Origin of the sequence: Streptomyces spongiae (assembly GCF_009377185.1) — a bacterium.
Taxonomy (GTDB): Bacteria; Actinomycetota; Actinomycetes; order Streptomycetales; family Streptomycetaceae; genus Streptomyces; species Streptomyces spongiae.
Genome location: NZ_VJZC01000018.1, coordinates 37,437 through 49,165, shown reverse-complemented (window position 1 = coordinate 49,165; position 11,729 = coordinate 37,437). Strand labels below are relative to the sequence as shown.

The window sequence follows — 11,729 nt, the reverse complement described above, 5'->3', positions numbered from 1 at the left end:
GCGGTGGGCCGCTCACCACCGCCGGAGCCTGCCGGTTCAGGGAGACCGGAAGGTCAGGGGACCAGGACCAGCCGGATGGGGTCGCCGACCTTCTTCTCCAGCCGCGCGACCGCGTCCGCGGCCTCGGCCAGCGGGATGTGGTCGGTGATGGACGGGGCCAGGTCGAGACGGCCGGTGGAGGCCAGACGGACGAGAGCCTCGACGTCCTCGGGCTGCGAGCCGTACTGCCCCCGGACCTGCTGGCCCAAGTAGCAGAACTTGATGCTGTCCTGCACCGTGAGCGGTGCGGGAGTGAGCCCTGCGAGGACCATGACACCGCCGGGTCCAAGGGTGGTGGCGGCCTGCTCACGAACGGCGGGGTGCCCGGCGAAGTCGAACGCGACCTCGATACCGCGGCCCCCCGTGGCCTGCGCGACAGCCTCGTCGAATTCCGGGTCGGAGGGGTCGAGCGCCACGTCGGCGCCGAAGAGCAGCGCGCGCTCACGGGCGGCGGGCAGCGGGTCCACGGCGACGATCGGCGCCCCGCCGGCCAGCCGGGCGATGCGGATGCCGTGGGCGCCCAGGCCACCCACGCCCCAGATCCCCACGGACTGCGCCGGACGGACCGCGCCGGTGCCCACGATGGAGGCGTAAGGGGTGGAGACGGCGTCCGGAATGATCGCGGCCTGGTCGAACGGCAGGTTGTCGGGGATCGGGACGAGGGTGTCCTCGCGCGCCACGGCGTACTGCGCCCAGCCGCCGTGGTAGTCCACGCCCCGGGTGAGGGGCTGTGCGCACGACCGGCCCCTCACACAACCGGCGCACTTCCCGCACGACTGCCCGGCCTGCAGAGTGACCCGGGCCCCCACCGCCCAGTTCCCCCGGACCTCCGGACCGAGGGAGTGGATGACGCCGGCGACCTCGTGCCCGAGGGTGACCGCACCCGTACGGAGCACTTCCTCGACGGCGAGGTCGGGGCTGAGGCTGCCGTCGATCAGATGGATGTCGGACAGGCACACCCCTGCGGCCTTGACCTCGATCAGCACCTCCCCGGGACCGGGAACCGGAACGGGAACCTCTTCGACGGCGAAGGTCTTGTCGTCCAGCCGAAGACGTCCGGCAAGCATGGTGCTCATGGGGGTACCTCGGTTCTATGAGTAAGTGAACGGAGAAACTGCGCGGATGATGGTCTGGAAGCCGACGGGTGGCCCGCCGGTCCGCTACCGGGAGCGGTGATCGGGCCCTCAGCGCGGGTCAGGGTGCTGAGCGGGCCTGGGCCGACGGTGAACAGTTCTGACGCGTCAGGGGTGTTCGGTGCCCCGCACCCACGGTGAGACGCACCCTGACCGCTCTGACCACGACGCCATCAGCCCGGCGGCTCCCGTCGGAATCAGTGAGAGCCCTGCTCTGGGCGACGTTCATGGGACTCCCCTTCATGCTGCCGCTCCCCCGGATGCCGGTTCGGTCCCTGTGGTGCGGCGGCTCGAGAACCAACATACACAGAAGTTTGTCGATTGACAATGTCGATTGATTCGATTGATTGACGAGGTCGCTTGATTGGGTCAGGGTGGCGTAGCGGAACGACCAGGCGCGCGGCGGCGCCGCATCTGTGGACCACGCGAGAGGACTGCCTGTGTGACGTGGGCATCGACTCCGGCAGTCCGTGCGGAGCCGACCGCTCGCGTGCGAGGACACGGCCGACGCCGATCCGGGCTGTGTGTCGGCACCGGCGCCATGTCTGCGAGGGCGATGGTGGCCGGTACCTTGTGGGCCGGTCGGCGCCGCCGATCTGATGGGCTCTTGATGGGCACAGCACTCCGGACATCGGATCTCCGACCGTCAGTTGACGGTGCGTGGGCTGAGAGGCGGGGCGGCTGGTCGGCCCGACTGGCGCTCGGCTGACGAGAGCCAGAGCCGGGTGTCGGACCTCCGCGTGCCGCGGGTGCGTCTGGTTCGGTACGTCCCACCCTGGGAACGCCGACGAGCGTCGACGTGTGCTGTGCACCGTGACAACAGGATGACGAATGCCGTACCTGAGCGGCAGAGCCGTCCCCTGCCGCAGCCGTCGAGCTCTGGACCTTCGCTGCGGTGCGAAGGCCGAGACGAGGGCCGGGGCATGGGTCAACGAGGACCGCCCACCGGCTCCGGTAGGGGGAGTGCCGGCGATCCGGTGGGCGGAGAGAGAGGGCGGCTTGAGGGGCCGTGGACGTCGAGCACCCCAGCTCGCCATCGCTGTCAGGTGATCGGATCAATCACAGAACCAGTGCCGGTAAGACCTTCCCGTACGGGCCGTCGGCCATGGGGTCCTTACTCATCCGATCGTGGTCCCGGTGTGACTCGCGCGTTCGCGTGCCAGGCGGCTGGTCTCTCCGCCATGCGCCCCGCCGCCCGCGCCAATGGCGAGACCAGCGGCGGTCATCTTGCCCGAGACCCAGGAAGCGTCGGTTTTCCACAGTGTTTTCTCTTTGTATTCATAAGATCTTCACGGCGATGACGAGAGGTGAATGCCTGTGCCCTCTCGGGACCGTGCGGTCCGCTCGCCTCATTCTCTGTGGCGGCCACTTGAGGGAACAGAGCAAAACATCACGACATGCGGGGATCGTCTGAACCGCTAGGAGCTCTTACCGAACTTTGACCGCCCCGGAATTGACCCACAGCAGGACAGCTGATACGCGGCTGGAGACTCCGAGCTTGCGATAAATATTGGCCAGATAGTTGTATACGGTCTTGGACGTCAGAAAGAGTTGCTTTCCGATCTCGCTGGCGTTGAAGCCGAGGGACAAGAGGTCCATCACGTCCTGCTCGCGCGGTGTCAGTGCGTCCCGCGTGAGTTTTCCGGCGTGCATGAATTCGGTCGGAAAGGTTGTTTCGCGCATCAGGGCCGCTCGGGCGGCGGGCGAGAGGTGCGTATGCCTCTGTGCCGCACTGGTGACGGCGTTGAGCAGCGTGTTGCTGGTGAAGTCGTTCTCCACCAGGTAGCCCGACGCTCCGTGCATCAGGGACTTCGTCACCTGCTCATGCGTCGCGGTGGGGCACACGATCAGGACGGGCCGCTCCTGATCACCCATGGCGCCACGGAGAAGGGCGAGATCTCTGGCGGGGTCGAGCGATCGCAGAACGATTACGTCACCGGGGTAGCTCCGTAATTCTTTGAATGGTGGATAGATTTTTGTTGGCTTCAGGGCCGTGCTGGCGGCAGACCATTCGCGGCAGGGCCAGTATTCATTGCTGCACGCGAATATGACGGTCAGGTCGGAAAGCTGTGGACACCGGCAGCAAATAGTCATCACTTCGCCTCTTTTGTTGAAGAGGGGTTCGCTCGATCTCGACATGGCGAGCGGGGGGTGTGGGGTCGCTCGCTCCTGGGAGTGGAGTGTACAGGCGATGTGGTCGGGTGACAATGTCGATCGACATGGCCAGGCGAACGGGGTTGGCGTGCGGGCCGGGTTCGTGTCGACCGTGACGATCCACCTCCAGAAGGGACTGGGTTGCGGATAAACGCCTGATCGGTGGTGGGTCACCACCGCCGGGTGCGCCCGGAACAGGTAACGACCCCGTACGAACTACCCATGTGTTCGTGTCGCTGCTCGGCCATCCTTCTTGTGCGACGCGCACTGACCTGGACGAGGTGCGAAATCCAGATGTCGACACTCAAGAGGTTCGGGACTCATGGGCAACTCGCTGATCAGCTCGGTCTCTACGCGGGATGCCGAAGACGGGCCGGGGCGGATGCCTGGTCGCCGCGGCCGAGGCGCCCCGGTTGAGCCTCGCGATGAACGCCGCCGACCTGCACGTCGTCGGATTCTACGATCATGCGAACAGGATCTACTACCGCATGGTGGCGGAGCCGCCCCATCGGAGACGCAGGCCATCTCCCTCAGCACCGTCCGAGCTCCGTCGGCCTGCTGAGCGACAGCGCCGAGCTGGGCCGGCGGGCGAAGCGCCGCTACGTGGCGGGTGTCCGACTCGCGGTCCACCAAGCCGCTATCTGCGCACGCCGGTTGAAGCCGAGCTTGGTCATGATGTGGTCGATGTGCCCGCCGACCGTACGCGGGGACAGGACCAGTTCGGCGGCGATCTGAACATTCGTCAGCCCCTGGGCCACAAGCGTGGCCACCTCGCGCTCCCGCCGTGTCAACGGGTTCGGTTCGGCCGCCGTGGTCCCGCTGGGCTTGACCTCCATGCCCCTGTCCAGGACGAGTGAGACAGCCCGGCCGGAGCTGCCGCACTTCGTTCCTTCCTCCAGTGCCTCCTCGGCAGCCGGGCCGAGGGCCTCCCAAACCGCTGTTTCGCAGGCGGAAAGAGATTCCAGGAGCCGTCTGTGGAACTCGGGGTTCATGCCCACCTCATGGCCGCGCAGCAAGGCACGCGCCGCACCGAGCATCCGTCCTGCCTGCTCGTGGTCGCCGCTCTGGACCGTCTTCTGGACCGTCTTCTCGACAAGGTCCGCCACCATCATCCCGGTGCCGGCGTAGTCGTTGAAAGCCCGTTGAATTCCCAGCCCCTCCCGCAGCAGCGCCATACCCTCGTCCCGGTCACCCCGTCCCCAGGTGGCCTGGCCCATCGCCCACAACAGGTAGGACCGGCTCCACCGCTCACTCGCGCCTCTGTGAGAGCCAGCCCGTGAGCCCCGGTCTGAAGGGCACGCGGGTCTCCCAGAAGGCTCTGGCAGAGGGACAGTTGGAAGAGCCAGAACGGCGCCGCCGCCTCGTCGTCGGCCACCTTGTGAGCGGCCAGCGCACTTTCGAAGTGGTGGATGGCCCGCTCGACCTGCCCACGGAACTGTGCCGAGGAGCCACGGAACCCTTCGACATAGGCCCGGACGACGGCATCGTCGAGATACTCACCCAACTGCTCCGCCTCGTCCAACCACAGCTCGGCGGTGTCCAGGTCGCTTTGGAGCAGAGCTACCCAGGCAGCCGCCCACAGGGCACGCGCCCGGCCCGGTGTCGGCTCGGGCGCTGCCGCCAGCAGCCGGTCGAACTGGCGTCGGCCCTCGCCGAGGTACCTGTCGGCGCACCAGTGGAATCGCAGCGCCGTCGCCAGTGCGAGGGCCGACTGCGCGTCTGCCGGACTCGGCAGCGTCTCCGCCGGGACAGCCGTGCGGTCGTCACTCCTTTTCTGGCCGGGCGACGGGGCGGGGGTACCGGTCGGCCCTCCGTACTCCAAGGCCAAGCGAAGATCGTCGTGTTCCAGGCGGAGCCGCGCAAGCGCCTCAGCCTGGCCGGGACCGAACCAGCCGTCAGCGATGTGCTCGGCCAGGCCGAGGAAGAAGTCCCGGTGCCGACGGAGCAGCGTGTACTCCTCCCCCGACTCCGTGAGGCGGTCCCGGCCGTACGCACGGATGGTCGTCAAGAGACGGTATCGGGGCAGGCCCTCGCGTTCGGTGGTCAGCACGATGGACTGACCGACCAGCCGGTCGAGAAGGTCCATGACCTCGTCCTTCGTGATGCCCTCGCCGGCACACACCTCTTCCGCGGCGTCCAGAGCGAAAAGCCCCGCGAAGACGGACAGCCTGCTCCACAGGATTCGCTCCGCCGGCGTGCTCAGCTCGTAACTCCAGTCGACGAGCGCACGGAGGGTTCGCTGCCGCGGACCCGCCGTCCGGTCTCCTCGGCTGAGCAGGGCGAACCTGTCCCGAAGCCGCTCCAGTGCCTGGCCGACGGTGAGCGTCCGAAGCCGGGAGGCAGCCAGTTCGATGGCGAGCGAAACACCGTCCAGCGCGGCACAGAGCTTGACGACCTCCGTCACGTCCAGGGCCTGTCGGCTCGTCGCCGGAATCCGCATGTCCGGAGCCGCGGACAGCAGCGTTCTCGCGAGTTCCGCACAGGCGCCGACCACATGCTCACAGTTGTCCAGGACGAGCAGAGCGTGATGCGAGGCCAGGCGCGCGACGAGTTGGGCGAGTACCTCTCCGGGCCCGCAGTCCGGTATGCCGAGAACGTTGGCCACGGTGGCTGCCACCACCGTCGGATCATCGTGCGCGGAGGCCAGGTCCACCAGCCGTACGCCGTTCGGGAACGCTTTGCTGGAGCCGGTGGCGGTCTCCAGCGCCAGTCGCGTCTCGCCCACCCCGCCGACTCCGGTGAGAGTCAGTAGCCGTCCCACCCCCAGGAGCCGGCGCACTTCCGCGGCCTCACGTCTTCCGCCGACAAAGGTGGTGAACGACGTCGGCAGATTTCCCGTATTCGAAGTCATCCTGGGCATGCCGCGCCTCGAATTCTCAGGGATGACGTAAAAGGTGGATTTCTCCACTCGGCGGGCGGGACCCCAACGGCCCCTTCTTGGCCGTTGTGGTCCTCTCCGTGGCCGCAGGAGTCAGTCCCGGCCCGGCTTCCGGCGCCATATGTTCCCCAGAACGCCTGCTGGGTGTCAGGGAAAGGAGGACTGCTGGTGAGCGAGAACCAGTACGACACATGTGTGGTCGGGGCCGGTCCCGCGGGGCTGGCGGTGGCCAGAGCACTGGCGGAGCGGGATCTTCCGTACACGCACATCGAGCGCCACACCGGGCCCGGAGGTCTCTGGGACATAAACAATCCCGGCAGCCCGATGTACGAGTCGGCCCACTTCATCTCCAGCAAGACGCTCTCCGGGTTCGGCGGTCACCCGATGCCGGACCACTTCGCGGACTACCCGCCCCACCGGCAGATCCTGTCCTATCTGACCTCGTTCGCCGAGGCGTACGGGCTGAGGGAGCGGATCGAGTTCGGTACCGAGGTCCGCACCGTGGAGAAGAACACGGACGGTACCTGGACCGTCACCCGGGCCGACGGGCGCGCGAGCGTGCACGCCCAGGTCGTGATGTGTACGGGTTCGCAGTGGCACCCCAACATCCCCGAGATACCGGGGGAGTTCACCGGCGAGATCCGCCACACCGTCACCTACCGCAGCGCCGACGAACTGCGCGGCAAGCGGGTGCTGGTGGTGGGGGCGGGAAACTCCGGCCTCGACATCGCCTGTGACGCCGCCCGCACGGCGGATCACGCCGTGATCAGCATGCGGCGTGGCTACTGGTTCATCCCCAAGCACCTGTTCGGGCGGCCGGTGGACACCATCGCCGCCGGTGGACCGCACCTGCCGATGTGGCTCCAGCAGAAGGTCTTCGGCACCCTGCTGCGGCTGCTCAACGGCGATCCGCGGCGACTCGGTCTGCAAAAGCCCGACCACAAGCTGTTCGAGACCCATCCGGCCATCAACACCATGCTGTTGCACCACCTCCAGCACGGTGACATCACGGCCAGGCCGGGGATCGTCCGCACCGACGGCCGTACCGTCCACTTCACGGACGGCACCAGCGACGAATTCGACCTGATCCTTCTGGCGACCGGCTACGTCCACAGAGTGCCCGCCGCACAGAAGTACTTCGGCGACGAACAGCACCCCGACCTCTACCTGTCGTCGTTCTCCCGGGACCACGAGGGTCTGTTCGGTGTCGGCTTCGTGGAGACGAACTCCGGGGCCTACCAGCTCTTCGACAGCCAGGCCCAGTTGATCGCGTCCTTCATTCGTGACGCGCGCCAGGGCCTGCCGACGGCCGAACGATTCGTCCGTATGATCCGCAGCGACCGGCCCGACCTGACCGGAGGGCTGAAATTCGTCGACTCCCCGCGCCACACCGGTTATGTCCACAGTGAGGCGATCGTGAAGTACCTCGACAAGGTGGCCGCGCAGATGGGCTGGCGCACGCAGGGCCGGCCGCCCCGAGTGACGTCCGCGGGCCGCACGGCGGTGACGTCATGACGTACGACTTCCGTGACAAGGTCATCGTGGTGACCGGCGGCGCCGGAGGCATCGGCAGCGCGATGTGCCACCGGTTCGCCGCCGGCGGCGCCCGACTCGTCGTGGTCGACATCGATGAGACGAGGGCGAGGCGGACGGCGGCGGAGCTGCCCGGGACGGGCCATGTCGGGCTGGGGTGCGACCTGCTGGACCGCGGCGCGGTGGAGGGGATGGCCGACCACGTCGCCGCCGCCCACGGCCGGATCGACGTCCTGGTGAACAACGTCGGCATGACCAGTGCCGAGCGCTTCGACGTGCGCAGCGTGGAGAGCATCGAGCGGGAGATCAACCTCAACCTGCTCTCGCCGCTGGTCACCACCCGGACAGCCATCCCCTTGCTGCGGGCCTCCGACGACCCGCGCGTGGTCACCACGGTGTCCCTCGGCGGAATCTTCCCGCTGGGCGAGACCCCGATCTACACCGCGTCGAAGTTCGGTCTGCGTGGCGCGATGCTCGCCATCGGGCTGGACCTGGGGTCCAAGGGCATCAAGGCGGGATCCGTACTGCCGTCCGCGACCGACACCCCCATGCTGCGTCAGGAGGCGGTCGACGGCGGGAACTCCATGCAGTTCCAGGATCCGCCGCAGCAGCCGGCCGACGTCGTGAACGCGGCCGTGAGCCTGCTGGACAAGCCGCGGCTCGAAGCCTACGTCCGCCCGGGGGAGTCCCGTCTGGTGCGGTTCGCGATGCTGGCACCGAACCTGCTGCCGAAGGTGTTCCCCTTGTTCCGCAAGCGGGGCGACCGGGGAATGGCCCGCTATCTGGAGGATCTGCGCCGCAGAGGTCTGGCCCGCCAGGTCGACGGCCGCTGGGAACTGGTGGAGGCGTCGGCATGAGCAGGGGCACGAGGACGACAGAGGAACTGCCCGTCGTCAATCCGGCGACCGGCGAGCTGATCACAACCGTGCCGGCGGCCGACGCGGACACGGTCGCGGCTGCGGCACAGCGCGCCCAGCGGGTGTTCGACAGCGGTGTCTGGTCCCGCAGGGCCCCGCGGGAGCGTGCCGCTGTCCTGCTGCGCCTCGCCGACCTCATGGAACGGGACGCCGAGATCCTGGCGCGGATGGACAGCGAGGACGCGGGCAAACCGATCACCGAGTGCCGCATGGGCGACGTACCCGGGGCGGTCGAGTCCATCCGCTGGTTCGCGGAGGCGGCCGACAAGGTCTTCGGCCAGCTCGCCCCCACCGGCTACGACAGCCTGGGTATGGTGAGCCGGGAGCCGGTCGGGGTGGCCGCCGCGATCCTGCCCTGGAACTACCCGCTCGCAATGGCCGCGTGGAAGGTCGGCCCGGCCCTCGCCGCGGGCAACAGCCTGCTGCTCAAGCCGGCCGAGGCGACCCCCCGTTCCACCCTGCACCTGGCCGCGCTGGCGGCGGAGGCGGGCCTGCCGGACGGCGTGCTCACGGTATTGCCCGGCTACGGGCCCGTCACCGGTACGGCACTCGCCCGTGATCCGTTGGTGCGCGCGCTGTCGTTCACCGGATCCAGCGCCACGGGCCGACGGATTCTGACCGCCGCCGCGGAGACCAACTTCAAACGGGTCTCCTTGGAGATGGGCGGCAAGAGCCCGCAGGTCCTGATGGCGGACGCGCTCGACTACGGTGACGAGCTGATCGAGAACATGGTCGAGGCCGCGTTCCTGACCATGGGCCAGAACTGCACCGCCGGTTCCCGTGTCCTGGTGCACCGGGCCATCGCCGACGAGGTCCTCGCCCGGTTCACCGCCGCCGCCGGAGCGCTGCGTGTCGGCGACCCGGGCAAGGCGGAGACCCGGATCGGTCCTCTGATCAACGCGGCCGCCTGGGACCGGGTGGCTTCGGCGGTGGAGGAGGCCCGGTCCGCCGGAGCGAGGATCCACACGGCCGGACTGCCGACCGGCCCCCATCCGAAGGGCGCCTACTACCCGCCCACCGTCATCACCAAGGCCGCCGAGGACAGCAGGGTGGTCACCCAGGAGTTGTTCGGCCCGGTCGTCACCGTGCAGACCTTCTCCACCGAGGAGGAGGCGGTACGTCTGGCGAACACCACCGAGTACGGCCTCGCTGCCTCCGTCTGGACCCGTGACCTCGACGTCGCCCTGCGCCTGGCCCGCGAGATCGAGGCCGGTGTGGTGTCGGTCAACGCCTACAGCGAGGGCGACATCACCACCCCCTTCGGGGGCTGGAAACAGTCCGGGTTCGGTGGGGCGGAGAAGTCCACGAGCGCCTTCGAGCAGTGGACCAGGGAGAAGACGGTCTGGATCCGTACCCGCTGACATCGGCTTCAGCCGGCCGGTGGTCCTTCCGGCGCGCGCAGCCGGCCGGGCGCCACGCCGTGCCAGCGATGGACCGCGCGTCTGAGCGCCCGTACGTCGGAGAAGCCCGCCTGGCGGGCGATGTCCCGCAGTGTCAGCTCCGGCCGGTGCAGCAGTTGTTCGACCCGCTCGCGCTTCACTCCGTCGACGACGGCCTCGTACGTCGTACCGCACTCGGCCAGCCGACGGCGCAGCGTGCGCTCGCTGGACGTGTGCCGACGGGCCTGTTCGACGAAGGAGGGCACGTCGGGGAGGCTCTGTGCGATGGAGATCTCCAGCACCTCCAGCAGGTCCTGCTGGTCTCGGCGGGACGCCATCTGCTCCTCCAGCAGTTCGATGGCGGAGGTGTAGGAGACGGGGTCGTGGCCGGGCATCGGACGGCGGGCCCATGCCGAGGGGAAGACGATGCGGTTCTGGGAGGCGGCGAATCGTACCGGGCAACGGAACAACTCGGTGAACACCAGCGTGTCCTGCGGTGCGGGAAAGGAGAACTCGACGCTCACCGGGGTGAATTCGGCGCCGGCGCTCAGCCGGGTCAGCGTGACGACGCTGGCGAGGGCCTCCTCGGTCAGGAAGACCGCGACGGTCGGATCGAGCGCGGGGTCGGGCGATTCGGCCCGCACCACATAGCCGATCTCCGCCTCCTCGGCCGACCACACCAGCATGGCCCCGGAGAGGTTCTGGAAGCGCACACCCGTCTCGATGGCGTCCCGCAGGGTTTCGGCGGCCAGCAGCGCGAAACCGAGCACGCCCCATGCGGTCAGGTGCTGTGCCGCACCCACACGCAGCCCGAGGTGCGGGTCACCGGTGAGCTCCACGGCGTTGCGGATGACGGTGCTGCCCTGCCGGTAGGAGACCCGCAGCGCGGCGGAACGCATCATCGTCTCGTTCAGTCCGACGCGGGCCAGCTCCGGTTGGAGGTCGACGCCGTATCCGTCCGCGACCAAGGAGAGGTAGCGCAGAATGTTCGGCGAGATGGTGGCCGAGGTGCTGCGGCTGGTGCCCGGAGTGACGTCTTTGGCGCGTCGACGGGGCATGGGCGTTCCTTTGTCTCCGGGGGCTCTTCGTCGCGTCCACAGTAGGCAGTGGTCCCATGCAGGCACGTGATCACACGGTGATGGCGGGGCTGTTCTCCGGCGGTCGGACTGTCAGGCGGTGGCGGTCCGCCGCAGTCGGTCCAGCAGCGCGTCCAGAGTGTTCAGGTCGTCCGGGTCGAAGTCGGCGAACGTACGGCGCAGATTGCGGGCGTGGACGACCGCGGCCCGGTCGAGCACCTCGCGGCCGGCGTCCGTGATGGCGGCGTAGGTGATGCGTCGGTCCGTCGGGCAGGGCCGGCGCTCGACATAACCGGCCGCCAGGAGGCGGTCGACGAGCCTGCTGACCCCGCTGGTGGTGAGGGCGGCTTCATCGGCCAGGGTGCTCATCGTCAGCTGTCCCTGCGAGGAGCGGGCCAGTCGGAGGAGCACCTCGAACCAGACGTGCGGCAGTCCGGTCTCGGCCTGTAGGGCGCCTCCGAGACGACGTTCGAGCTGACTATAGGCCTCCACCAGGCGGCCGAAAGTGGTGATCAGGCGGTCGTCGATCGGGCGTGGGGAAGACATGTCGCGAGTCTACGAGAAAAAGTTGAAGCGTCATTGGTTGCAGAATCAGATATTTATTAGTTACCGTGTCAATA

Annotated in this window: 9 protein-coding genes; 3 read left to right on the top strand and 6 right to left on the bottom strand. The window is 68.1% G+C overall.

What is annotated here, in order from left to right; translation table 11 throughout:
* Window positions 1-53 precede the first annotated feature (53 nt).
* The 4 genes from FNH08_RS05120 to FNH08_RS05110 all read right to left on the bottom strand — a co-directional run bounded on the left by FNH08_RS05120 (window position 54) and on the right by FNH08_RS05110 (window position 6,051).
* Entirely contained in the window at window positions 54-1,115 is a 1,062-nt protein-coding gene (locus tag FNH08_RS05120) for a zinc-binding dehydrogenase (protein ID WP_152770035.1), read from the bottom strand.
* Window positions 1,116-2,600: 1,485 nt separating this feature from the next.
* Entirely contained in the window at window positions 2,601-3,047 is a 447-nt protein-coding gene (locus FNH08_RS50600; protein ID WP_194238382.1) for a response regulator transcription factor, read from the bottom strand.
* An 878-nt stretch (window positions 3,048-3,925) separates the two neighbouring features.
* On the bottom strand, window positions 3,926-4,501 hold the full coding sequence (locus tag FNH08_RS51590) for a helix-turn-helix transcriptional regulator (RefSeq protein WP_228033911.1): 576 nt from the start codon (window positions 4,499-4,501) through the stop codon (window positions 3,926-3,928).
* On the bottom strand, window positions 4,435-6,051 hold the full coding sequence (locus tag FNH08_RS05110) for an ATP-binding protein (RefSeq protein WP_228033910.1): 1,617 nt from the start codon (window positions 6,049-6,051) through the stop codon (window positions 4,435-4,437). Before FNH08_RS05110 ends, FNH08_RS51590 begins: the two co-directional genes overlap by 67 nt.
* A gap of 321 nt (window positions 6,052-6,372) precedes the next feature.
* Between FNH08_RS05110 and FNH08_RS05105 the strand changes: the two genes are divergently transcribed.
* Genes FNH08_RS05105 through FNH08_RS05095 form a run of 3 tightly spaced genes read left to right on the top strand, consistent with a single transcriptional unit; the run spans window position 6,373 to window position 10,015 of the window.
* Window positions 6,373-7,719 carry a flavin-containing monooxygenase gene (locus FNH08_RS05105; protein WP_322723721.1) on the top strand — a complete coding sequence of 449 codons (1,347 nt, stop codon included), beginning with the start codon at window positions 6,373-6,375 and terminating at the stop codon, window positions 7,717-7,719.
* A complete protein-coding gene (locus FNH08_RS05100) occupies window positions 7,716-8,594 on the top strand; it encodes an SDR family NAD(P)-dependent oxidoreductase (RefSeq protein ID WP_152770033.1) in 879 nt (292 codons plus the stop codon). Before FNH08_RS05105 ends, FNH08_RS05100 begins: the two co-directional genes overlap by 4 nt.
* Window positions 8,591-10,015 (top strand): aldehyde dehydrogenase family protein, encoded by a 1,425-nt coding sequence (locus FNH08_RS05095; RefSeq protein ID WP_152770032.1) that lies wholly within the window; start codon window positions 8,591-8,593, stop codon window positions 10,013-10,015. Before FNH08_RS05100 ends, FNH08_RS05095 begins: the two co-directional genes overlap by 4 nt.
* An 8-nt stretch (window positions 10,016-10,023) precedes the next feature.
* Here the strand turns inward: FNH08_RS05095 and FNH08_RS05090 are convergent, their stop codons facing one another.
* Window positions 10,024-11,091, bottom strand: a complete 1,068-nt coding sequence (locus FNH08_RS05090; protein ID WP_152770031.1) for an AraC family transcriptional regulator — start codon at window positions 11,089-11,091, stop codon at window positions 10,024-10,026.
* A 111-nt stretch (window positions 11,092-11,202) separates the two neighbouring features.
* On the bottom strand, window positions 11,203-11,655 hold the full coding sequence (locus FNH08_RS05085) for a MarR family winged helix-turn-helix transcriptional regulator (RefSeq protein ID WP_152770030.1): 453 nt from the start codon (window positions 11,653-11,655) through the stop codon (window positions 11,203-11,205).
* Between the last annotated feature and the right edge of the window lie 74 nt (window positions 11,656-11,729).